This window comes from Salmonella sp. A29-2, assembly GCF_020150755.1.
Taxonomy (GTDB): Bacteria; Pseudomonadota; Gammaproteobacteria; order Enterobacterales; family Enterobacteriaceae; genus Salmonella; species Salmonella enterica.
This window is the reverse complement of record NZ_CP083731.1, coordinates 3801339-3825845: the sequence shown is the minus strand read 5'-3', so window position 1 is coordinate 3825845 and position 24507 is coordinate 3801339. Positions and strand designations below refer to the sequence as shown.

The following is a 24507-nucleotide window of genomic DNA, read 5'->3' as shown; positions in this document are numbered from 1 at the left end:
ATGCGCCGGATTTTATCGGTATTACTGGAAAACGAATCTGGGGCGTTATCGCGGGTTATCGGCCTCTTTTCGCAACGCGGATATAATATTGAAAGCCTGACCGTCGCGCCGACAGACGATCCGACGTTGTCGCGCATGACTATCCAGACGGTAGGCGATGAAAAAGTGCTTGAGCAAATTGAAAAGCAACTGCACAAGCTGGTTGATGTGCTGCGCGTCAGCGAACTGGGACAGGGAGCGCACGTTGAGCGGGAAATCATGCTGGTGAAAATCCAGGCCAGCGGCTACGGACGGGAAGAGGTGAAGCGTAATACGGAAATTTTCCGTGGTCAGATTATTGACGTTACGCCAACGCTGTATACCGTTCAACTGGCGGGCACCAGCGATAAACTGGATGCTTTTCTGGCCTCGCTGCGCGACGTGGCGAAAATTGTTGAAGTGGCGCGTTCAGGCGTCGTCGGGCTTTCGCGCGGCGATAAGATTATGCGCTGAGCAGATTCGCCGGATGACGACGCGCTTGCGTTTTATCCGGCCTGCAGGCTGATATCTGGCCCAGATCCTATAAGCGTAGCGCCATCAGGCAGGTTTGCCGGATATCAGCCAACAGGAATTATCGCCCAACCCAATATCACCGGTTGGGCTTTTTTTTGCGAAATCCGTGGTAACCCGGAATAAAAGCGGTTGCCGGAGTGATCAAACTGCGCTTAGATGTTAACGATTTTAACCCATGCCGACATAAAGGTTATGGTTTGTACAATTTACACAAGGGGCAATTGTGAAACTGGATGAAATCGCTCGGCTGGCCGGTGTCTCGCGCACAACTGCAAGCTACGTTATAAACGGTAAAGCAAAGCAATACCGCGTGAGCGACAAAACCGTAGAAAAAGTCATGGCGGTAGTGCGTGAGCACAATTACCATCCTAACGCTGTGGCTGCCGGGCTGCGTGCTGGACGCACACGTTCCATTGGTCTGGTGATCCCGGACCTTGAAAACACGAGCTACACCCGTATCGCAAACTATCTTGAGCGCCAGGCACGCCAGCGTGGCTACCAACTGCTGATCGCCTGTTCTGAAGATCAGCCCGATAACGAAATGCGCTGCATTGAGCACCTTTTGCAACGCCAGGTGGATGCAATCATTGTTTCAACTTCGTTACCACCGGAGCATCCCTTCTATCAGCGCTGGGCCAACGATCCGTTCCCCATCGTCGCGCTCGACCGCGCGCTGGATCGCGAACATTTCACCAGCGTGGTCGGCGCCGATCAGGATGATGCCGAGATGCTGGCGGAAGAGCTGCGTAAATTCCCGGCGGAAACGGTGCTTTATTTGGGCGCGCTGCCGGAGTTGTCCGTCAGTTTCCTGCGCGAGCAGGGGTTCCGCACCGCATGGAAAGACGATCCGCGGGAGGTGAATTTCTTATATGCCAACAGCTATGAGCGCGAAGCCGCCGCGCAGCTGTTTGAGAAATGGCTGGAAACGCATCCTATGCCGCAGGCGCTCTTTACGACATCATTCGCGCTATTACAGGGCGTGATGGACGTTACGCTGCGGCGCGATGGAAAACTGCCCTCGGATTTGGCGATTGCGACCTTCGGCGATCATGAGCTGCTGGATTTTCTGCAATGCCCGGTACTGGCGGTGGCGCAGCGTCATCGTGATGTCGCGGAACGCGTGCTGGAGATTGTGCTGGCAAGTCTTGATGAACCGCGTAAACCGAAACCTGGCTTAACGCGTATTCGGCGAAACCTGTATCGTCGCGGCATTCTGAGCCGTAGCTAAAGGACCGGCGGTAAAAGACTCTCTCTTCTGCCGCCGTCAAACAAATGCGTATCAGTAAAAATATCCCTTAAATAATTAAGATTATTCCTTAAAATTATCCGAAAATTCTTTTTTATTACCTTTCTTTTGTCCGAAATCGTCCACATTCCACTAATTAAGACGTAACGAGTCTTTTCCTTTGTATTGTTTTGTTACAAGCAGGCAAGAAATCGTCGAATTAACAGCCACTTTTTGTCTTTGGCGCGACAGTCGCTCGTAGGCGCTGGTATAGCAGGCACCGCACACGTTAAACAGGCACTGTTAACACGGTGCAATATGTCCTAAAATGCCGCTCGCGTCGCAAACTGACACTTTATATTTTTCTCGGATTATATTGAGTCCGTTTTAAACGGCGGTGGGTCTTTGGTTTTTTTCTTACAAATATTCATAACGTTAATTTGACTTGCACGCTGGGTGGAAATTAATCAACGCAGATATTCGCCGTAAACATTGGCTTTTTTACTTAGGTAAGCGTTGTGACTTGCTTGACAAGCTTTTCCTCCGCTCCGTAAACTCCTTCGAGTGGGAATTTGTGGGATAAAGTGGTAAGAAGGGGTGAGACTGGCATGTTCCGGGGGGCAACGTTAGTCAATCTCGACAGTAAAGGGCGCCTGACCGTGCCGACCCGTTATCGGGAGCAACTGATCGAGAGCGCTACCGGTCAAATGGTATGTACCATTGACATCCATCACCCATGCCTGCTGCTTTACCCCCTGCCTGAATGGGAAATTATTGAGCAAAAGTTATCTCGTCTGTCGAGCATGAACCCGGTAGAACGTCGCGTACAGCGTTTACTGTTGGGCCATGCCAGCGAATGTCAGATGGATGGTGCAGGTCGATTACTGATCGCGCCAGTTCTGCGGCAACATGCCGGACTGACGAAAGAAGTGATGCTGGTTGGACAGTTCAACAAATTTGAGCTGTGGGATGAAACGACCTGGTATCAACAGGTCAAGGAAGATATCGACGCTGAACAGTCAGCTACCGAAACGTTATCGGAGCGGCTGCAGGACTTGTCTCTATAAGATGATGGAAAATTTTAAACACACTACGGTACTGTTGGATGAAGCCGTTAATGGGCTGAATATTCGTCCGGATGGTATCTATATTGATGGCACATTTGGTCGCGGCGGCCACTCGCGCCTGATCCTCTCGCAACTGGGCGAAGAGGGGCGCTTGCTGGCGATCGATCGCGATCCGCAGGCGATCGCCGTTGCGCAGGCCATCAATGATCCTCGCTTCTCCATCATTCATGGACCTTTTTCCGCGCTGGCTGATTATGTCGCCGAGCGCGAGCTTACCGGCAAGATTGACGGGATCCTTCTCGATCTTGGCGTCTCTTCTCCGCAGCTTGACGATGCGGAGCGCGGTTTTTCATTTATGCGCGACGGTCCGCTGGATATGCGAATGGACCCGACGCGCGGCCAGTCTGCCGCCGAGTGGTTACAAACGGCGGAGGAGGCGGATATCGCCTGGGTGCTGAAAACATTCGGCGAGGAGCGTTTTGCCAAACGTATTGCTCGCGCCATTGTTGAGCGCAATCGCGAACAGCCGATGACCCGCACCAAAGAGCTGGCGGAGGTGGTTGCGGCGGCGACCCCGGTAAAAGACAAATTCAAACATCCCGCGACCCGTACCTTCCAGGCGGTGCGCATCTGGGTAAACAGTGAACTGGAGGAGATAGAGCAGGCGCTAAAAAGCTCGCTCAGCGTACTGGCCCCAGGCGGGCGGCTTTCAATCATCAGTTTCCACTCGCTGGAAGACCGTATTGTGAAACGCTTTATGCGTGAGCAAAGCCGCGGTCCGCAGGTACCGGCGGGATTACCGATGACGGAAGCGCAGCTCAAAAAACTGGGCGGTCGTGAGTTACGAGCGTTAGGCAAGTTGATGCCGGGTGAAAAAGAGGTAGCTGAAAATCCTCGGGCCCGTAGTTCAGTTCTGCGTATCGCAGAGAGGACGAACGCATGATCAGCAGAGTGACAGAAGCCCTAAGCAAAGTGAAGGGATCGATAGGAAGCAACGAGCGCCATGCCTTGCCTGGCGTGATCGGTGACGATCTTTTGCGGTTCGGGAAGCTGCCACTCTGCTTGTTCATTTGCATCATTTTAACGGCGGTGACGGTGGTCACGACGGCGCACCATACTCGTTTACTCACCGCGCAGCGTGAACAACTGGTTCTGGAGCGCGATGCATTGGACATTGAATGGCGCAACCTGATCCTTGAAGAAAATGCGCTCGGCGATCACAGCCGGGTGGAGCGGATCGCAACGGAAAAGCTGCAAATGCAGCATGTTGATCCGTCCCAAGAAAATATCGTAGTGCAAAAATAAGGATAAACGCGACGCATGAAAGCAGCGGCAAAAACGCAAAAATCGAAGCGCCAGGAAGAACAGACCAACTTCATCAGTTGGCGTTTTGCGTTGCTGTGCGGCTGTATTTTACTGGCGCTGGTTTTTTTACTTGGACGCGCGGCGTGGCTACAGATTATCGCCCCGGATATGCTGGTGCGTCAGGGCGATATGCGTTCGCTGCGTGTTCAGGAAGTCTCCACCTCACGCGGTATGATTACCGACCGTTCCGGGCGTCCACTGGCGGTCAGCGTACCGGTTAAGGCGATTTGGGCCGACCCGAAAGAAGTTCATGACGCCGGCGGCATCAGCGTCGGCGATCGCTGGAAAGCGCTTTCTACTGCGCTAAATATCCCGCTCGATCAGCTCTCCGCCCGTATCAACGCCAACCCGAAAGGGCGTTTTATTTATCTGGCGCGCCAGGTAAATCCTGACATGGCGGACTACATCAAAAAACTCAAACTGCCGGGGATTCATTTGCGTGAAGAATCACGCCGCTACTACCCGTCAGGAGAAGTAACCGCTCACCTCATCGGTTTTACCAACGTCGACAGTCAGGGGATTGAAGGCGTTGAAAAGAGCTTTGATAAGTGGCTTACCGGTCAGCCTGGCGAGCGAATCGTGCGTAAAGACCGCTATGGTCGCGTGATTGAGGATATCTCCTCCACTGACAGTCAGGCAGCGCACAACCTGGCGTTAAGCATTGATGAACGCTTACAGGCGCTGGTTTACCGCGAACTGAACAACGCGGTGGCGTTTAACAAGGCGGAATCCGGTAGCGCGGTGCTGGTCGATGTCAATACCGGTGAAGTACTGGCGATGGCGAATAGCCCTTCCTATAACCCCAACAACCTTGCCGGTACGCCGAAAGACGCGATGCGTAACCGTACCATCACCGACGTGTTTGAACCGGGTTCTACGGTTAAGCCGATGGTGGTGATGACTGCGCTTCAGCGCGGTATCGTCAACGAAAATACGGTGTTGAATACCGTTCCATACCGAATTAACGGCCACGAAATTAAAGACGTGGCGCGCTACAGCGAATTAACCCTGACCGGGGTTCTACAGAAGTCGAGTAACGTCGGTGTATCCAAACTGGCGTTAGCGATGCCGTCCTCAGCGTTAGTAGATACTTACTCACGTTTTGGGCTAGGAAAGGCGACCAATTTGGGGTTGGTCGGAGAACGCAGTGGCTTATATCCTCAAAAACAACGGTGGTCCGACATAGAGAGGGCCACCTTCTCTTTCGGCTACGGGCTAATGGTAACGCCGTTACAGTTAGCGCGAGTCTATGCAACGATCGGCAGCTATGGCATTTATCGCCCGCTGTCGATTACCAAAGTTGATCCGCCTGTACCCGGCGAACGCATCTTCCCTGAATCCACCGTACGCACCGTGGTGCATATGATGGAAAGCGTAGCGCTGCCGGGCGGCGGCGGCGTGAAGGCGGCAATTAAAGGCTACCGTATCGCGATTAAAACCGGTACGGCGAAAAAAGTGGGGCCGGACGGTCGCTACATCAACAAATACATTGCTTACACCGCAGGCGTCGCGCCTGCGAGTCAGCCGCGCTTCGCGCTGGTGGTTGTCATCAACGATCCGCAGGCGGGTAAATACTACGGCGGCGCCGTTTCCGCGCCGGTATTTGGTGCCATCATGGGCGGCGTTCTGCGCACCATGAACATCGAACCGGACGCGCTGGCAACGGGCGAAAAAAATGAATTCGTAATTAATCAAGGCGAGGGAACAGGTGGCAGATCGTAATTTGCGCGACCTTCTTGCTCCGTGGGTGGCTGGACTACCCGCGCGAGAACTGCGAGAGATGACGCTCGACAGCCGTGTGGCTGCGGCGGGCGATCTCTTTGTGGCAGTGGTGGGTCATCAGGCGGACGGGCGTCGATATATCCCGCAGGCGATAGCGCAAGGCGTAGCTGCCATTATTGCAGAGGCGAAAGACGAGGCGAGCGACGGTGAGATTCGCGAAATGCACGGCGTACCGGTCGTCTATCTCAGCCAGCTCAATGAGCGTTTATCTGCGCTGGCGGGCCGCTTTTACCATGAGCCATCTGAAAACATGCGTCTGGTGGCGGTGACCGGCACCAATGGCAAGACCACCACCACCCAACTACTGGCGCAGTGGAGCCAGTTGCTCGGCGAAACCAGCGCAGTGATGGGGACGGTAGGCAACGGACTGTTGGGTAAAGTGATCCCGACGGAGAACACAACCGGTTCCGCAGTGGATGTTCAGCATGTGCTGGCCAGTCTGGTTGCGCAGGGCGCGACCTTCGGCGCGATGGAAGTCTCTTCTCACGGCCTGGTGCAGCATCGCGTGGCAGCGCTGAAATTTGCCGCCTCCGTGTTTACTAATTTGAGCCGCGACCATCTCGACTATCATGGCGATATGGCGCATTACGAGGCGGCAAAATGGATGCTTTATTCCACCCACCATCACGGTCAGGCAATCGTCAACGCCGATGATGAAGTTGGACGCCGCTGGCTGGCGTCGCTACCCGATGCGGTCGCGGTATCAATGGAAGGGCATATCAACCCTAACTGTCACGGTCGTTGGCTGAAAGCGGAGGCGGTGGAGTACCACGACCGCGGAGCGACGATTCGTTTTGCTTCAAGCTGGGGTGAAGGCGAAATCGAAAGCCGCCTGATGGGCGCGTTTAACGTCAGCAACTTACTGCTGGCATTGGCGACGCTGCTGGCGCTGGGCTATCCGTTAACGGATTTGCTGAAAACCGCCGCGCGTTTGCAGCCGGTTTGCGGGCGTATGGAAGTGTTCACTGCGCCTGGCAAACCGACGGTGGTGGTGGATTACGCGCACACGCCGGATGCGCTGGAAAAAGCGTTGCAGGCGGCGCGCCTGCACTGCGCCGGAAAATTGTGGTGCGTCTTTGGCTGTGGCGGGGATCGTGACAAAGGTAAGCGCCCACTCATGGGGGCCATTGCCGAAGAATTCGCGGATATCGTCGTGGTGACTGACGATAACCCGCGTACCGAGGAGCCGCGCGCCATTATCAACGATATTCTGGCCGGAATGCTGGACGCCGGGCAGGTCAGGGTAATGGAAGGCCGCGCTGAGGCGGTAACCAATGCCATTATGCAGGCAAAAGACAATGACGTCGTGCTGATTGCAGGTAAAGGGCACGAGGATTACCAGATTGTCGGCACGCAGCGTCTTGATTATTCAGACCGCGTGACCGCAGCGCGTTTGCTGGGGGTGATCGCATGATTAGCGTAACGCTCAGCAAAATTGCCGATGTCCTTGGCGCCGAACACCGCGGGGCGGATCTCACGCTCGATACGGTCATTACCGACACACGGAAAGTGACGCCGGGATGCCTGTTCGTGGCGCTGAAAGGGGAACGCTTTGATGCGCATGATTTTGCTGATAAAGCAAAAGCGAACGGCGCTGGCGCCCTGCTGGTCAGTCGTCCTCTGGATATCGATCTTCCGCAGGTGATTGTAAAAGACACGCGTCAGGCATTTGGCCAACTGGCCGCCTGGGTACGTATGCAGGTACCGGCGCGGGTGGTGGCGTTAACCGGTTCGTCCGGCAAAACCTCGGTCAAAGAGATGACAGCCGCGATTCTTAGCCAGTGCGGAAATACTCTGTATACCGCAGGCAATTTTAACAACGACATCGGCGTGCCGATAACGCTGCTGCGCTTAAACCATGATTATGACTATGCGGTAATCGAGTTAGGCGCTAATCACCAGGGAGAAATCGCCTGGACCGTTAGCCTGACGCGCCCGGAAGCGGCGCTGGTCAATAACCTGGCGGCGGCGCATCTGGAAGGTTTCGGCTCGTTGGCCGGCGTGGCGAAAGCGAAAGGCGAAATCTATACCGGTTTGCCTGAGAACGGTATCGCGATTATGAATGCCGATAATAATGACTGGCTGAACTGGCAAAGCATTATTGGCGATCGTCAGGTGTGGCGCTTTTCGCCGAATGCGGCAAACAGCGACTTTACCGCTGCGAATATCCACGTGACGTCACACGGTACCGAATTTACCCTGCAAACGCCGATGGGCAGCATTGATGTGCTGCTGCCGTTGCCGGGGCGGCACAATATTGCCAACGCGCTGGCGGCCGCTGCTTTATCAATGGCGGTGGGGGCGACGCTGGCGGCGGTTAAAGCAGGGCTGGCGGCGTTAAAAGCCGTACCCGGGCGTCTGTTCCCGATTCAACTAAGTGAAAACCAACTGGTACTGGATGACGCTTATAACGCCAACGTCGGTTCGATGACCGCCGCAGTGCAGGTCCTTTCTGAAATGCCCGGATACCGCGTGCTGGTGGTAGGCGATATGGCCGAGCTGGGCGCAGAAAGCGAAGCGTGCCACATCCAGGTTGGCGAGGCCGCAAAAGCGGCGGGTATTGATCGCGTGTTAAGCACCGGAAAACTCAGTCAGGCTATCAGCCACGCCAGCGGCGTCGGCGAACATTTTGCCGATAAAGCCGCGCTCATTGCGCGTTTACACGCTCTGCTTCAGGAGCAACCAATGATGACTATTTTAGTGAAAGGATCACGCAGCGCCGCGATGGAAGATGTGGTTCATGCGTTACAGGAGAAAGGTTCATGTTAGTTTGGCTGGCCGAGCATTTGGTCAAATATTATTCCGGCTTTAACGTCTTTTCTTATCTGACGTTTCGCGCCATCGTCAGCCTGTTGACCGCGCTGTTCATCTCTTTATGGATGGGCCCGCGTATGATCGCTCGTCTGCAAAAACTCTCTTTTGGCCAGGTGGTACGTAACGATGGCCCGGAATCGCACTTCAGTAAACGCGGTACGCCGACGATGGGTGGCATCATGATCCTGACGGCGATTGTGATTTCCGTTCTGTTATGGGCTTACCCGTCTAACCCGTACGTCTGGTGCGTGCTGGTGGTATTGATTGGCTACGGCATTATCGGTTTTGTCGATGATTACCGCAAAGTGGTGCGGAAAGATACCAAAGGGCTGATTGCGCGCTGGAAATATTTCTGGATGTCGGTTATCGCGCTCGGCGTGGCCTTTGCGCTTTATCTCGTCGGGAAAGACACGCCCGCGACCCAACTGGTGGTGCCGTTCTTTAAAGATGTTATGCCGCAATTGGGGCTGTTTTACATTCTGCTGTCCTACTTTGTCATCGTCGGTACGGGTAATGCCGTAAACCTGACCGACGGGCTTGATGGTCTGGCGATTATGCCGACTGTTTTCGTTGCCGCCGGCTTTGCGCTGGTGGCCTGGGCGACCGGGAACATGAACTTCGCCAATTACCTGCATATTCCGTATTTACGCCATGCGGGCGAGCTGGTGATTGTCTGTACGGCGATTGTCGGCGCGGGATTAGGATTCTTGTGGTTTAACACCTATCCGGCGCAGGTTTTTATGGGCGATGTCGGATCGCTGGCGTTGGGCGGCGCGTTGGGCATTATCGCCGTGCTGCTGCGTCAGGAATTTCTGCTGGTGATCATGGGCGGCGTCTTTGTGGTGGAAACTCTGTCGGTCATCCTGCAGGTAGGTTCCTTTAAACTACGCGGACAGCGTATTTTCCGTATGGCGCCTATCCATCACCACTATGAACTGAAAGGCTGGCCGGAACCGCGCGTGATTGTGCGCTTCTGGATTATTTCGCTGATGCTGGTGCTGATTGGCCTGGCAACGCTGAAGGTACGTTAATCATGGCTGATTACCAGGACAAAAACGTCGTCATTATTGGTCTGGGCTTAACCGGACTCTCTTGCGTGGACTTTTTTCTCGCCCGCGGCGTGACGCCGCGGGTGATGGATACTCGCGTGACGCCGCCGGGTCTGGATAAGCTGCCGCAAGAGGTTGAGCGTCACGTTGGCGGCCTGAACGACGAGTGGCTCTTAGCGGCGGATTTAATCGTCGCCAGCCCTGGTATTGCTCTGGCGCACCCTTCGCTGAGCGCTGCCGCCAGCGCTGGAGTAGAAATTGTCGGCGATATCGAACTGTTTTGCCGCGAAGCGCAAGCGCCGATTGTAGCCATCACCGGCTCAAACGGCAAAAGCACCGTGACCACCTTAGTGGGCGAGATGGCGAAAGCGGCGGGCGTCAATGTCGGCGTTGGCGGCAATATCGGTCTTCCGGCGCTGATGCTGCTGGATGCCGATCGCGAATTGTACGTGCTGGAATTATCCAGTTTCCAACTGGAAACCACGTCAAGTTTGCAAGCGGCGGCGGCAACGGTGCTCAACGTCACTGAAGATCATATGGACCGGTATCCGTTTGGTTTGCAACAGTACCGGGCGGCGAAACTGCGCGTCTACGAGAAGGCTAAAGTGTGCGTGGTGAATGCCGATGACGCGTTGACGATGCCGGTACGCGGGGCCGATGAGCGCTGCGTCAGCTTTGGCGTCAATATGGGTGATTATCACCTTAATCGTCAGCAGGGCGAAACCTGGCTGCGAGTCAAAGGCGAGAAGGTGCTGAACGTGAAAGAGATGAAGCTTCCCGGGCAGCATAACTATACCAATGCGTTAGCGGCGCTGGCGCTGGCGGATGCCGTAGGTCTGCCGCGCGCCAGCAGTTTGAAGGCGTTGACGACATTTACCGGTCTGGCGCATCGCTTCCAGCTGGCGTTGGAGCATAACGGCGTACGTTGGATCAACGACTCGAAAGCGACCAATGTCGGCAGTACCGAAGCGGCGCTAAACGGTTTGCATGTGGACGGTACGCTGCATCTGCTGCTGGGCGGCGACGGTAAGTCGGCAGACTTTTCTCCGCTGGCGCGCTATCTGACCGGCGATCGTATCCGCCTGTATTGCTTTGGGCGCGATGGCGCGCAGCTTGCCGCGCTGCGTCCGGAAATCGCCCAACAGACTGAGACGATGGAAGAGGCGATGCGTTTGCTGGCGCCGCGTGTTCAGCCGGGTGATATGGTGCTGCTGTCGCCCGCCTGCGCCAGCCTCGATCAGTTTAAAAATTTTGAGCAACGGGGCGATGTCTTTACCCGTCTGGCGAAGGAGTTAGGTTGATGCGTTTATCTCTCCCCCGTCTGAGAATGCCGCGCGTACCAGGCTTTGGCCTCCTGGCCTGGCTGTTTGCGGCGCTTAAAGGCTGGGTGATGGCTTCGCGCGATAAAGACGCCGACAGTCTGATCATGTATGACCGCACGCTGCTATGGCTGACCTTCGGGCTGGCGGCGATTGGTTTTGTCATGGTGACGTCGGCCTCCATGCCAGTCGGGCAGCGCCTGGCGAACGATCCGTTTTTGTTTGCCAAACGTGATGCGCTCTATATCTTCCTGGCATTTTGTCTGGCGATGGTCACGCTACGTTTGCCCATGACCTTCTGGCAAAAATACAGCACGACGATGCTGATTGCGTCGATCATTATGCTGCTTATCGTGCTGGTCGTCGGGAGCTCGGTTAACGGGGCGTCGCGCTGGATTGCGCTGGGGCCGCTGCGTATTCAGCCTGCGGAGTTTACCAAGCTGTCGCTGTTCTGCTACCTCGCGAACTATCTGGTGCGTAAGGTTGATGAAGTGCGAAATAACCTGCGCGGCTTTTTAAAACCAATGGGCGTGATTCTGGTGCTGGCGGTGTTACTGCTGGCGCAGCCTGACCTCGGGACGGTGGTCGTACTGTTTGTCACCACGCTGGCGATGCTGTTTCTTGCCGGGGCGAAATTATGGCAGTTCATCGCCATTATCGGGATGGGCATCTCGGCGGTGATTCTGTTAATCCTCGCCGAACCGTATCGTATTCGCCGCGTTACCTCGTTCTGGAACCCCTGGGAAGATCCGTTCGGCAGCGGTTATCAGCTGACGCAGTCGCTGATGGCTTTTGGTCGCGGTGAGATATGGGGGCAAGGGCTGGGGAATTCGGTGCAGAAACTGGAGTATTTGCCGGAGGCGCACACCGATTTCATCTTCGCCATTATTGGGGAAGAACTGGGTTATATCGGTGTGGTATTGGCGCTTTTAATGGTATTCTTCGTCGCTTTTCGCGCGATGTCGATTGGCCGTAAGGCATTGGAGATTGACCACCGTTTTTCCGGATTTTTAGCGTGTTCTATCGGTATCTGGTTTAGTTTCCAGGCGCTGGTAAACGTTGGCGCGGCTGCGGGGATGCTGCCGACCAAAGGCCTTACGCTGCCGCTGATCAGTTATGGCGGGTCGAGTCTGTTGATTATGTCGACGGCCATTATGTTTTTATTACGTATTGATTATGAAACGCGTCTGGAAAAAGCGCAGGCGTTTACACGAGGTTCTCGATGAGTGGTCAACCGAAGCGGTTAATGGTGATGGCGGGCGGTACCGGCGGGCACGTGTTCCCGGGACTGGCCGTTGCGCATCATTTAATGGCCCAGGGCTGGCAGGTTCGCTGGCTGGGTACCGCCGATCGTATGGAAGCGGATTTAGTGCCGAAGCATGGCATCGACATTGACTTTATTCGGATCTCCGGTCTGCGCGGTAAGGGCGTAAAAGCGCTTCTGGCGGCGCCGCTGCGGATTTTTAACGCCTGGCGGCAGGCTCGGGCGATCATGAAGCGGTTTAAGCCGGATGTCGTGCTGGGAATGGGCGGTTATGTTTCCGGCCCCGGCGGTCTTGCCGCCTGGTCATTGGGTATTCCGGTCGTCTTGCATGAGCAAAACGGTATCGCCGGGCTAACCAATCAGTGGCTGGCCAAAATCGCGACCACAGTGATGCAGGCGTTTCCCGGTGCGTTTCCGAACGCGGAAGTGGTGGGTAACCCGGTGCGTACCGACGTACTGGCGTTGCCGTTGCCGCAGGTGCGTCTGGCCGGTCGTGACGGCCCGATTCGCGTGTTGGTGGTCGGCGGTTCTCAGGGGGCGCGAGTCCTGAACCAGACGATGCCGCAGGTTGCCGCCAGACTGGGCGATACGGTTACAATCTGGCATCAAAGCGGAAAAGGCGCGCAGCTCACGGTAGAGCAGGCATATGCCGGGGCGGGACAACCGCAACATAAGGTAACGGAATTTATCGATGACATGGCCGCCGCCTATGCGTGGGCGGATGTGGTGGTATGTCGTTCCGGCGCTTTAACGGTGAGCGAGATCGCCGCCGCCGGATTACCGGCGATATTCGTGCCGTTTCAGCATAAAGACAGGCAGCAGTACTGGAATGCGCTACCGTTAGAAAACGCCGGCGCAGCTAAGATTTTTGAGCAGCCGCAGTTTACTGTAGAGGCTGTCGCCGACACCCTGGCGGGGTGGTCGCGCGAGGCGTTGTTAACCATGGCGGAGCGTGCCCGCGCGGTATCCATTCCGGATGCTACCGAGCGCGTCGCCAGTGAAGTCAGCCGGGTTGCCCGGACATAATTTGTGGCGGTGCCTTTTGCATCGCAGGGTTTTTCTACCCTCAATAATTTGGGTTGCAGGCAAGCCAACGCATCTGCAATTTGAAGTATGGCGGGTATTGGAGTTAATGGCGTAAAGAATGAATACACAACAACTGGCAAAACTGCGTTCCATCGTGCCCGAAATGCGTCGCGTTCGGCACATTCACTTTGTCGGCATCGGTGGTGCTGGTATGGGCGGTATTGCCGAAGTTCTGGCCAATGAAGGGTATCAGATCAGTGGTTCCGATTTAGCGCCGAATCCGGTGACCCAGCAGTTGACGAGCCTGGGGGCGACGATTTTCTTTAACCATCGTCCGGAAAATGTGCGTGATGCCAGCGTGGTCGTCGTTTCCAGCGCAATTTCCGCGGATAACCCGGAAATTGTCGCGGCGCATGAAGCGCGTATTCCGGTTATTCGCCGTGCGGAAATGCTGGCGGAACTGATGCGTTTTCGCCACGGCATCGCCATTGCCGGGACGCACGGAAAAACCACAACGACCGCGATGGTGTCCAGTATTTATGCCGAAGCGGGGCTGGACCCGACTTTCGTGAATGGCGGACTGGTGAAAGCCGCAGGCGTTCATGCGCGTCTGGGCCATAGTCGTTACCTGATTGCCGAGGCAGATGAGAGCGACGCGTCCTTCCTGCATTTGCAGCCGATGGTCGCGATCGTCACCAACATCGAAGCCGACCATATGGATACCTATCATGGCGACTTTGAAAATTTAAAGCAGACGTTTATTAACTTCCTGCATAACCTGCCGTTCTACGGTCGCGCGGTAATGTGCGTCGACGATCCGGTCATCCGCGAGCTGCTGCCGCGGGTGGGGCGTCAGACCACGACGTATGGCTTTAGCGAGGATGCTGACGTCCGCGTAGAAGATTATCAGCAGATAGGGCCGCAGGGGCACTTTACGCTGTTGCGCCAGGGAATGCCGGATCTGCATGTCACGTTGAATGCGCCGGGTCGCCACAATGCCCTGAATGCCGCCGCGGCAGTGGCGGTAGCGACCGAAGAAGGCATCGACGATGACGCTATCCTGCGCGCGCTGGAAAGCTTCCAGGGGACCGGGCGTCGTTTTGACTTCCTCGGCGAGTTCCCGCTTGAGCCGGTGAATGGTAAAGCCGGGACGGCGATGCTGGTGGATGATTATGGCCATCATCCGACTGAAGTAGACGCCACCATTAAAGCTGCGCGAGCAGGGTGGCCGGATAAAAACCTGGTGATGCTGTTTCAGCCGCACCGTTACACGCGCACGCGCGATCTGTATGACGATTTCGCCAATGTGCTGACCCAGGTCGATGCGCTGCTGATGCTGGACGTTTACCCGGCGGGCGAAGCGCCGATTCCGGGCGCGGATAGCCGTTCTTTATGTCGCACGATTCGTAATCGGGGAAAAATTGACCCGATTCTGGTTTCCGATCCGGCTCAGGTTGCGACAATGTTAGCGCCGGTGCTGACGGGTAACGACTTGATATTAGTGCAAGGCGCAGGAAATGTTGGCAAAATTGCGCGTTACTTATCTGAAATCAAGCTGAAGCCGCAAATCCAGGAGGAAGAGCAACATGGCTGATAAAATCGCGGTCCTGTTGGGCGGAACCTCTGCGGAGCGGGACGTTTCGTTAAATTCCGGCGCGGCAGTGTTGGCCGGGTTACGTGAAGGCGGCATTGATGCGCATCCCGTCGATCCGCAAGAGGTCGATGTCGCGCAGCTTAAAGCAATGGGCTTTCAGAAGGTCTTTATTGCGTTGCATGGCCGTGGCGGTGAAGATGGCACCTTACAGGGAATGCTTGAACTGCTCGGCCTGCCTTATACCGGTAGCGGCGTGATGGCCTCGGCGCTTTCCATGGATAAACTGCGCAGTAAATTGCTGTGGCAGGGCGCAGGCTTACCAGTTGCGCCGTGGGTCGCGCTGACGCGCGCTGAGTTTGAAAAAGGCCTTAGCGAAGAACAAAAAGCGCGAATTTCGGCGCTGGGTTTACCGCTGATCGTCAAACCCAGCCGTGAAGGCTCCAGCGTCGGTATGACGAAAGTAGTAGAAGAAAATGCTTTACAGGGTGCGTTATCATTGGCTTTTCAGCATGATGACGAAATACTGATTGAAAAATGGCTGTGCGGTCCGGAATTTACGGTGGCGATAGTTGGCGAAGAAATTTTACCGTCAATTCGTATCCAACCGGCAGGAACCTTCTATGATTATGAGGCGAAGTATCTCTCTGATGAGACTCAGTATTTCTGCCCTGCCGGTTTAGAAGCGTCCCAGGAAGCCGCGCTACAGTCTCTCGTCCTGCAGGCATGGAAAGCTTTAGGCTGCACGGGATGGGGGCGTATTGACGTCATGCTGGACAGCGATGGTCAGTTTTATCTGCTGGAAGCCAATACTTCTCCGGGGATGACCAGCCATAGTCTGGTGCCGATGGCGGCGCGTCAGGCGGGAATGAGCTTCTCGCAGTTAGTGGTACGAATTCTGGAGTTGGCGGACTGATATGTCGCAGGCTGCGCTGAACACGCGAAACAGTGATGAAGAGACGCCTTCTTCACGCCGCAATAATGGAACGCGTCTTGCAGGAATTTTATTCCTGCTGACGGTACTGTGCACCGTGTTTGTTAGCGGGTGGGTCGTGTTAGGGTGGATGGAAGATGCGCAGCGTTTACCGTTATCAAAGCTGGTATTAACCGGCGAGCGTCACTACACGCGTAACGATGATATCCGTCAGGCGATACTGGCTCTGGGCGCGCCGGGAACCTTCATGACGCAGGATGTGAACATTATCCAGAGCCAGATTGAGCGTTTGCCGTGGATTAAACAGGCCAGCGTCAGAAAACAGTGGCCTGATGAATTGAAGATTCATCTGGTTGAATATGTGCCGATTGCGCGTTGGAATGATCAACATATGGTCGATGCTGAAGGGAACACCTTCAGCGTGCCGTCAGACCGCATCGGCAAACAGGTTTTACCCATGTTGTATGGCCCGGAAGGCAGCGCGAGTGAAGTGTTGCAGGGATACCGCGAGATGGGGCAGGTGCTGGCTAAGGATAAATTCACTCTAAAGGAAGCGGCGATGACCGCACGTCGCTCCTGGCAATTGACGCTTAATAACGGCATTAAGCTCAATCTCGGCAGGGGCGATACGATGAAAAGGTTGGCTCGCTTTGTAGAACTCTATCCGGTTTTACAGCAGCAGGCGCAAACCGATGGCAAACGGATTAGCTACGTTGATTTGCGTTATGACTCAGGTGCGGCAGTTGGCTGGGCGCCGCTCCCCCCTGAGGAATCTAATCAGCAACAGAATCAGGCACAGGCAGAACAACAATGATCAAGGCGACGGACAGAAAACTGGTAGTAGGACTGGAGATTGGCACCGCGAAGGTTGCCGCTTTAGTAGGGGAAGTTCTGCCCGACGGTATGGTCAATATCATTGGCGTGGGCAGTTGCCCATCGCGGGGTATGGATAAAGGCGGGGTGAATGACCTTGAGTCAGTGGTGAAATGCGTTCAGCGCGCCATTGACCAGGCGGAATTGATGGCCGATTGCCAGATCTCCTCGGTATATCTGGCGCTTTCCGGCAAACATATTAGCTGTCAGAATGAAATTGGTATGGTGCCCATTTCCGAAGAGGAAGTGACGCAAGAAGATGTGGAAAACGTCGTGCATACTGCGAAGTCAGTGCGCGTGCGCGATGAACATCGCGTGCTGCATGTGATTCCTCAGGAGTACGCCATTGACTACCAGGAAGGCATTAAAAATCCGGTCGGTCTTTCCGGCGTGCGTATGCAGGCGAAAGTACATTTGATTACCTGCCACAACGATATGGCAAAAAACATTGTCAAAGCTGTTGAACGTTGTGGTCTGAAAGTTGACCAACTGATATTTGCCGGACTGGCGGCCAGTTATTCCGTGTTAACGGAAGATGAACGTGAACTGGGCGTCTGTGTCGTGGATATCGGCGGTGGTACAATGGATATCGCCGTTTATACTGGCGGCGCGCTGCGTCATACCAAAGTGATCCCTTACGCGGGGAACGTGGTGACCAGCGATATCGCTTATGCCTTTGGTACGCCGCCGAGCGATGCTGAAGCCATTAAAGTCCGCCACGGTTGCGCGCTGGGTTCCATCGTCGGTAAAGACGAAAGCGTTGAAGTACCGAGCGTAGGCGGGCGTCCGCCGCGCAGCCTGCAACGTCAGACGCTGGCGGAAGTGATTGAGCCGCGTTACACCGAGCTGCTCAATCTGGTCAACGAAGAGATATTGCAATTACAGGAACAGCTTCGCCAACAAGGGGTAAAACATCACCTGGCGGCGGGGATTGTGTTAACCGGCGGCGCGGCGCAAATCGAAGGGCTTGCTGCTTGCGCTCAGCGCGTGTTTCATACGCAGGTGCGTATCGGCGCGCCGCTGAATATCACCGGTCTGACGGATTATGCCCAGGAGCCGTATTACTCAACGGCGGTGGGATTGCTTCACTACGGGAAAGAGTCCCACTTAAACGGTGAAGCAGAAGTGGAAAAACGTGTTACGGCATCAGTTGGCTCGTGGATCAAGCGACTTAATAGCTGGCTGCGAAAAGAGTTTTAATTTTTATGAGGCCGCCAGATATTACGGCCTCAGGCGACAGGCACATGACGGAGAGAGATTATGTTTGAACCTATGGAACTAACCAACGACGCGGTGATTAAAGTCATCGGCGTCGGTGGTGGCGGCGGTAACGCTGTTGAACACATGGTGCGCGAGCGCATCGAAGGTGTTGAATTCTTCGCGGTGAATACCGACGCTCAGGCGTTGCGTAAAACGGCGGTTGGCCAGACCATTCAAATTGGTAGCGGCATTACCAAAGGTCTGGGCGCTGGCGCTAACCCGGAAGTCGGTCGTAACGCGGCGGACGAAGACCGTGAAGCGCTGCGTGCGGCGCTTGAAGGCGCAGACATGGTATTTATCGCGGCAGGCATGGGCGGCGGTACCGGAACCGGCGCGGCGCCAGTGGTTGCTGAAGTGGCAAAAGATTTAGGTATTCTGACCGTTGCCGTGGTGACTAAGCCTTTCAATTTTGAAGGCAAAAAGCGCATGGCATTTGCGGAGCAGGGTATCACCGAGCTGTCCAAGCATGTGGACTCGTTGATCACCATCCCGAACGACAAGCTGCTGAAAGTGCTGGGCCGTGGTATCTCCCTACTCGACGCGTTCGGCGCGGCTAACGACGTGCTGAAAGGCGCGGTTCAGGGTATCGCAGAGCTGATCACCCGCCCGGGCCTGATGAACGTCGACTTTGCTGACGTGCGTACCGTGATGTCTGAAATGGGCTACGCAATGATGGGCTCCGGCGTGGCGAGCGGTGAAGACCGTGCGGAAGAAGCGGCTGAAATGGCTATTTCCTCTCCGCTGCTGGAAGATATCGACCTGTCCGGCGCGCGCGGCGTGTTGGTCAACATTACTGCGGGCTTCGACCTGCGTCTGGATGAGTTCGAAACCGTCGGTAACACTATTCGCGCGTTTGCGTCGGATAACGCCACCGTGGTTATCGGTACCTCTCTGGACCCGGATATGAATGATGAACTGCGCGTGACGGTAGTGGCGACCGGTATTGGTATGGACAAACGTCCGGAAATCACCCTGGTCACCAATAAACAGGTGCAGCAGCCGGTGTTGGATCGTTATCAGCAGCACGGTATGGCGCCGCTGACGCAGGAGCAAAAAACGGTCGCGAAAGTGGTTAACGACAATACACCACAGGCGGCGAAAGAGCCGGATTATCTGGATATCCCCGCATTCCTGCGTAAGCAAGCTGATTAAGAATTAGCTGGAATTTGGGATTCTGGGCTCTTTGTGCTAAACTGGCCCGCCGAATGTATAGTACACTTCGGTTGGATAGGTAATTTGGCGAGATTATACGATGATCAAACAAAGGACACTTAAACGTATCGTTCAGGCGACTGGCGTCGGTTTACACACCGGCAAAAAAGTCACCCTGACATTACGCCCTGCGCCGGCCAATACCGGGGTCATCTATCGTCGCACCGACTTGAATCCACCGGTAGATTTCCCGGCCGATGCCAAATCTGTGCGTGATACCATGCTCTGTACATGTCTGGTGAATGAGCATGATGTACGGATTTCAACCGTTGAGCACCTGAACGCTGCTCTGGCGGGCTTAGGTATCGATAACATCGTTATTGAGGTTAATGCCCCGGAAATCCCGATCATGGATGGCAGTGCCGCTCCGTTTGTCTACCTGCTGCTTGATGCCGGTATTGATGAACTGAACTGCGCCAAAAAATTCGTACGCATCAAAGAGACAGTTCGGGTTGAAGATGGCGATAAATGGGCTGAATTCAGACCGTACAATGGTTTTACGTTGGATTTCACCATCGACTTTAACCATCCGGCGATCGATTCCAGCAGCCAGCGCTACGCGATGAACTTCTCTGCGGATGCGTTCATGCGCCAGATCAGCCGTGCGCGTACCTTCGGTTTTATGCGTGATATCGAATATCTGCAGTCCCGCGGCCTGTGCCTGGGCGGCAGCTTCGATTGTGCCATCGTTGTTGACGATTATCGCGTATTGAACGAAGACGGCCTGCGTTTTGAAGATGAATTCGTTCGTCACAAAATGCTCGACGCGATCGGTGACTTGTTCATGTGTGGTCACAATATTATTGGTGCGTTTACCGCGTATAAATCCGGTCACGCATTGAATAACAAATTGTTACAGGCAGTCCTGGCAAAACAGGAAGCCTGGGAATTTGTGACCTTCCAGGACGACGCAGAACTGCCGTTGGCTTTCAAAGCGCCTTCGACGGTACTGGCATAACGACATACGCTGTCGTATAAAATTCGACTGGTTAACCTGGCACTCTCTCCGGCCAGGCGAGCCAGTCGTTTTTTTTACTATCCTTTATCTGCGCTTTCCTTAATACAGCCATTTTGACAGGGTTAAATGGAAACACGGCGCGTTCGCTGTTTTCTTAGCCGATTTTCACCTTAGCTTCTCGTCATTACTGCTGTAGCGCGTACGCTTTAATGATAAGATTTGTGCGCAAATTGTTTTGATTCCGTAAGCCCATGAGGGGCATATCAGGTGGCAATGACGTGAGTGGAATACTGACGCGCTGGCGACAGTTAGGCAGACGATACTTCTGGCCGCATCTCTTATTAGGGATGGTCGCGGCGAGTTTTGGTTTGCCCGCGCTCAGTAACGCTGCTGAAACCAATACGCCTGCAAGGACGACCGCCAGCACCGCGTCTAAAGTTAACTTTAGCCATCTTGCGCTGTTAGAAGCCTCTAACCGTCGTCCCAATTTCACCGTAGATTACTGGCATCAGCACGCTATTCGCACGGTGATTCGCCACCTTTCTTTTGCAATGGCGCCGCAAACGCTGCCCGTTGCCGACGCGCCGTCGCCATTACAGGCGCATCATATCGCCTTACTGAATACGCTCAGCGCGATGCTCACGCAGGAGGGCACGCCGCCGGCGATTGTTCGCCGCCTCTCCCTGGCGTATTTTGCGCCACAAACCGCATTTAGCATCCCGGCCTGGATAAGTCAGGCGCAGGGTATCCGCGCTGGTCCGCAACGTCTCAGCTAACGAAAAAAGACCCTTTTACTTTATTTGTAGCTCCGCGGCGCGGGGCATTTGAGACTTTATTATGCTAATCAAATTATTAACCAAAGTATTCGGTAGCCGTAACGATCGTACGCTGCGTCGTATGCGTAAGGCCGTCAGCCTTATTAATGCGATGGAACCGGAGATGGAAAAACTCTCCGATGACGAACTGAAAGCGAAAACCAACGAATTTCGCGCCCGTATTGAAAAAGGCGAAAGTGTAGAGAGCCTGATTCCGGAAGCGTTCGCGGTGGTGCGTGAAGCCAGTAAACGCGTCTTTGGGATGCGTCACTTCGACGTTCAGCTATTGGGTGGTATGGTGCTCAACGATCGCTGTATCGCCGAAATGCGTACTGGTGAAGGTAAAACGCTGACCGCAACGCTGCCAGCCTACCTGAACGCGCTGTCCGGCAAAGGCGTTCATGTGGTAACCGTGAACGACTATCTGGCGCAGCGTGACGCCGAAAACAACCGCCCGCTATTCGAATTCCTCGGTATGTCCGTTGGTATCAACCTGCCAGGTATGCCTGCGCCCGCCAAACGTGAAGCTTACGCTGCCGACATCACTTACGGCACTAACAACGAATACGGTTTTGACTACCTGCGCGACAACATGGCGTTCAGCCCGGAAGAGCGCGTGCAGCGTAAACTGCATTATGCGCTGGTGGATGAGGTTGACTCCATCCTGATCGATGAAGCGCGTACGCCGCTGATTATTTCCGGCCCGGCGGAAGATAGCTCGGAAATGTACAAAAAAGTGAACAAAATCATTCCGCACCTGATTCGTCAGGAGAAAGAAGATTCTGACACTTTCCAGGGCGAAGGCCACTTCTCCGTTGATGAGAAAGCGCGCCAGGTTAACCTGACCGAACGCGGTCTGGTGCTGATCGAAGAGCTACTGGTGCAAGAAGGCATTATGGATGAAGGCGAGTCGCTCTACTCGCCTGGCAATATTATGTTGATGCATCACGTCACCGCCGCGCTGCGCGCGCACGCGCTGTTTACCCGTGACGTGGATTACATTGTGAAAGACGGCGAAGTCATCATTGTTGATGAACATACCGGTCGTACCATGCAGGGGCGTCGCTGGTCTGACGGTCTGCACCAGGCGGTAGAAGCGAAAGAAGGCGTTGAAATTCAGAATGAAAACCAGACGCTGGCGTCTATTACCTTCCAGAACTACTTCCGTCTGTATGAAAAGCTGGCCGGTATGACCGGTACGGCGGATACTGAAGCCTTCGAATTTAGTTCTATCTATAAGCTGGACACCGTCGTTGTTCCGACCAACCGTCCGATGATCCGTAAAGATTTGCCGGATCTGGTCTACATGACCGAAGCGGAAAAAATCCAGGCCATTATCGAAGATATTAAAGAACGTACCGCGAACGGTCAGCCAGTGCTGGTCGGGACGATTTCTATCGAGAAATCTGAAGTGGTCTCCAGAGAGCTGACCAAAGCGGGCATCAAACATAACGTCCTGAACGCAAAATTCCACGCCAACGAAGCAGGCATCGTTGCGCAGGCTGGTTATCCAGCGGCGGTCACTATCGCTACCAACATGGCGGGGCGTGGTACCGATATTATGCTGGGCGGTAGCTGGCAGGCGGAAGTCGCCGCGCTGGAAGCGCCGACGGAAGAACAGATTGCGCAGATTAAAGCGGACTGGCAGGTACGCCATGACGCGGTTCTGGCTGCCGGCGGTCTGCATATCATTGGCACCGAGCGCCATGAATCCCGCCGTATCGACAACCAGCTGCGTGGCCGTTCCGGTCGCCAGGGCGATCCGGGTTCTTCCCGTTTCTACCTGTCGATGGAAGATGCGCTGATGCGTATTTTCGCCTCCGATCGTGTCTCCGGTATGATGCGTAAACTGGGGATGAAGCCGGGCGAAGCGATTGAGCACCCGTGGGTGACGAAAGCTATCGCTAACGCGCAGCGTAAAGTAGAAAGCCGTAACTTCGATATTCGTAAGCAACTGCTGGAATATGATGATGTGGCGAACGATCAGCGCCGTGCAATTTATACCCAGCGTAACGAACTGCTGGATGTGTCTGACGTGAGCGACACCATTAACAGCATTCGCGAAGATGTCTTTAAGGCGACTATCGACGCCTACATTCCGCCGCAGTCGCTGGAAGAGATGTGGGATATCCCGGGTTTGCAGGAACGCCTGAAAAACGACTTCGACCTGGAGATGCCGATTGCCGAATGGCTGGATAAAGAGCCGGAGCTGCATGAGGAGACGCTGCGTGAGCGCATCCTGGCGCAGTCCATCGAGGTGTATCAGCGTAAAGAAGAGGTGGTTGGCGCTGAAATGATGCGTCATTTCGAAAAAGGCGTGATGCTGCAAACGCTCGATTCCCTGTGGAAAGAGCACCTGGCGGCGATGGATTACCTGCGTCAGGGTATTCATCTGCGCGGCTATGCGCAAAAAGATCCGAAGCAGGAATACAAGCGCGAATCCTTCGCTATGTTCGCCGCGATGCTGGAATCGCTGAAATATGAAGTGATCAGTACCCTGAGCAAAGTCCAGGTACGTATGCCGGAAGAGGTCGAAGCGATGGAAATGCAGCGTCGCGAAGAGGCGGAGCGCCTGGCGCAGATGCAGCAGCTAAGCCATCAGGATGACGATGCCGCCGTGGCTGCCGATCTGGCCGCCCAAACAGGCGAACGTAAGATTGGACGTAACGATCCTTGCCCTTGTGGTTCCGGTAAGAAATACAAACAGTGTCACGGTCGCCTGAGCTAATGCGATAAACTTACCGGCCTGATAAGACATAATGTGTTGCCATCAGGTCGGTGCTGGCATTATTGCCGAAGGGCGCTACGCTTATTCGGCCTGGCATTGAACACAGATAAAAAGGCGCAGGCGACTGCGCCTTTTTTATGGATGCACCAAGATGAAAAAACTGCAAATCGCGGTTGGGATTATCCGCAACCCGAACGACGAAATTTTTATTACCCGACGCGCCGCTGATGCGCATATGGCGAACAAGCTGGAATTTCCGGGCGGAAAAATTGAAGCCGACGAAACACCAGAGCAGGCGTTGATCCGGGAGCTACAGGAAGAGGTGGGGATTACGCCAACACAGGTGACATTATTCGACACTCTGGAATATCAATTCCCGGATAGACACATTACGCTGTGGTTTTGGCTGGTTGAACGCTGGGATGGCGAACCGTGGGGGAAAGAAGGACAGCCGGGACGGTGGATCGCGCAGAACGCGTTGAGTACGGACGATTTTCCGCCGGCCAATGAACCGATTATTCGTAAATTACGCCAATTTGCGCTTTAGTGGGGGATCGCAACACGATCCCCATCGATCTTATTAGCGATTTAATGTCGACATAATTTCCGGCCAGTAGCGGGGGCCGGCCGCGGCGTCGTGAGGAAAAACCGTCTCAATTGCCGCCAGCTCCTG

The 24507-nt window shown here is 54.8% G+C and carries 21 protein-coding genes; all 21 read left to right on the top strand.

What is annotated here, in order from left to right; translation table 11 throughout:
- The 21 genes from ilvN to mutT all read left to right on the top strand — a co-directional run bounded on the left by ilvN (position 1) and on the right by mutT (position 24381).
- Complete coding sequence (gene ilvN, locus K8W53_RS18620) at positions 1-492, top strand: acetolactate synthase small subunit (protein ID WP_001563086.1); 492 nt, start codon at positions 1-3, stop codon at positions 490-492.
- Between the two features lie 283 nt (positions 493-775).
- Complete coding sequence (gene cra, locus K8W53_RS18615; RefSeq protein WP_000762406.1) at positions 776-1780, top strand: catabolite repressor/activator; 1005 nt, start codon at positions 776-778, stop codon at positions 1778-1780.
- 605 nt (positions 1781-2385) lie between these two features.
- A complete protein-coding gene (gene mraZ / locus K8W53_RS18610; protein ID WP_000488294.1) occupies positions 2386-2844 on the top strand; it encodes a division/cell wall cluster transcriptional repressor MraZ in 459 nt (152 codons plus the stop codon).
- A 1-nt stretch (position 2845) separates the two neighbouring features.
- Entirely contained in the window at positions 2846-3787 is a 942-nt protein-coding gene (gene rsmH, locus K8W53_RS18605) for a 16S rRNA (cytosine(1402)-N(4))-methyltransferase RsmH (RefSeq protein WP_000970433.1), read from the top strand.
- Complete coding sequence (gene ftsL, locus K8W53_RS18600; RefSeq protein WP_000625651.1) at positions 3784-4149, top strand: cell division protein FtsL; 366 nt, start codon at positions 3784-3786, stop codon at positions 4147-4149. Before rsmH ends, ftsL begins: the two co-directional genes overlap by 4 nt.
- Positions 4150-4164: 15 nt before the next feature.
- Entirely contained in the window at positions 4165-5931 is a 1767-nt protein-coding gene (ftsI, locus tag K8W53_RS18595; RefSeq protein ID WP_000642235.1) for a peptidoglycan glycosyltransferase FtsI, read from the top strand.
- The gene (gene murE, locus K8W53_RS18590) at positions 5918-7405 is read left to right on the top strand and encodes a UDP-N-acetylmuramoyl-L-alanyl-D-glutamate--2,6-diaminopimelate ligase (RefSeq protein ID WP_000775073.1); all 1488 of its coding nucleotides are present in this window, start codon (positions 5918-5920) and stop codon (positions 7403-7405) included. Before ftsI ends, murE begins: the two co-directional genes overlap by 14 nt.
- On the top strand, positions 7402-8760 hold the full coding sequence (gene murF / locus K8W53_RS18585) for a UDP-N-acetylmuramoyl-tripeptide--D-alanyl-D-alanine ligase (RefSeq protein WP_000626633.1): 1359 nt from the start codon (positions 7402-7404) through the stop codon (positions 8758-8760). The genes murE and murF overlap by 4 nt, the downstream gene beginning before the upstream one ends.
- On the top strand, positions 8754-9836 hold the full coding sequence (gene mraY, locus K8W53_RS18580; RefSeq protein WP_000964138.1) for a phospho-N-acetylmuramoyl-pentapeptide-transferase: 1083 nt from the start codon (positions 8754-8756) through the stop codon (positions 9834-9836). The genes murF and mraY overlap by 7 nt, the downstream gene beginning before the upstream one ends.
- Positions 9837-9838: 2 nt before the next feature.
- Positions 9839-11155, top strand: a complete 1317-nt coding sequence (gene murD, locus K8W53_RS18575) for a UDP-N-acetylmuramoyl-L-alanine--D-glutamate ligase (protein WP_058654848.1) — start codon at positions 9839-9841, stop codon at positions 11153-11155.
- Entirely contained in the window at positions 11155-12399 is a 1245-nt protein-coding gene (gene ftsW, locus K8W53_RS18570) for a cell division protein FtsW (protein ID WP_001239803.1), read from the top strand. Before murD ends, ftsW begins: the two co-directional genes overlap by 1 nt.
- Positions 12396-13463: an undecaprenyldiphospho-muramoylpentapeptide beta-N-acetylglucosaminyltransferase gene (gene murG, locus K8W53_RS18565; protein WP_000016613.1), complete on the top strand. Its 1068-nt coding sequence runs from the start codon at positions 12396-12398 to the stop codon at positions 13461-13463. Before ftsW ends, murG begins: the two co-directional genes overlap by 4 nt.
- 118 nt (positions 13464-13581) lie before the next feature.
- Positions 13582-15057: a UDP-N-acetylmuramate--L-alanine ligase gene (murC, locus tag K8W53_RS18560; RefSeq protein WP_001096072.1), complete on the top strand. Its 1476-nt coding sequence runs from the start codon at positions 13582-13584 to the stop codon at positions 15055-15057.
- On the top strand, positions 15050-15970 hold the full coding sequence (locus K8W53_RS18555) for a D-alanine--D-alanine ligase (protein ID WP_000763895.1): 921 nt from the start codon (positions 15050-15052) through the stop codon (positions 15968-15970). The genes murC and K8W53_RS18555 overlap by 8 nt, the downstream gene beginning before the upstream one ends.
- 1 nt (position 15971) lies before the next feature.
- On the top strand, positions 15972-16802 hold the full coding sequence (gene ftsQ, locus K8W53_RS18550; protein ID WP_000075728.1) for a cell division protein FtsQ: 831 nt from the start codon (positions 15972-15974) through the stop codon (positions 16800-16802).
- Positions 16799-18061, top strand: a complete 1263-nt coding sequence (ftsA, locus tag K8W53_RS18545) for a cell division protein FtsA (RefSeq protein ID WP_000588463.1) — start codon at positions 16799-16801, stop codon at positions 18059-18061. Before ftsQ ends, ftsA begins: the two co-directional genes overlap by 4 nt.
- A 60-nt stretch (positions 18062-18121) precedes the next feature.
- Positions 18122-19273, top strand: coding sequence for a cell division protein FtsZ (ftsZ, locus tag K8W53_RS18540; protein ID WP_000462785.1), 1152 nt, complete (start codon positions 18122-18124; stop codon positions 19271-19273).
- A 100-nt stretch (positions 19274-19373) separates the two neighbouring features.
- Positions 19374-20291, top strand: a complete 918-nt coding sequence (gene lpxC / locus K8W53_RS18535) for a UDP-3-O-acyl-N-acetylglucosamine deacetylase (protein ID WP_000595487.1) — start codon at positions 19374-19376, stop codon at positions 20289-20291.
- A gap of 278 nt (positions 20292-20569) precedes the next feature.
- Complete coding sequence (gene secM / locus K8W53_RS18530) at positions 20570-21067, top strand: secA translation cis-regulator SecM (RefSeq protein ID WP_000014336.1); 498 nt, start codon at positions 20570-20572, stop codon at positions 21065-21067.
- A gap of 61 nt (positions 21068-21128) precedes the next feature.
- The gene (secA, locus tag K8W53_RS18525) at positions 21129-23834 is read left to right on the top strand and encodes a preprotein translocase subunit SecA (protein ID WP_000905756.1); all 2706 of its coding nucleotides are present in this window, start codon (positions 21129-21131) and stop codon (positions 23832-23834) included.
- Between the two features lie 151 nt (positions 23835-23985).
- Complete coding sequence (mutT, locus tag K8W53_RS18520; protein WP_001615842.1) at positions 23986-24381, top strand: 8-oxo-dGTP diphosphatase MutT; 396 nt, start codon at positions 23986-23988, stop codon at positions 24379-24381.
- Positions 24382-24507 lie beyond the last annotated feature (126 nt).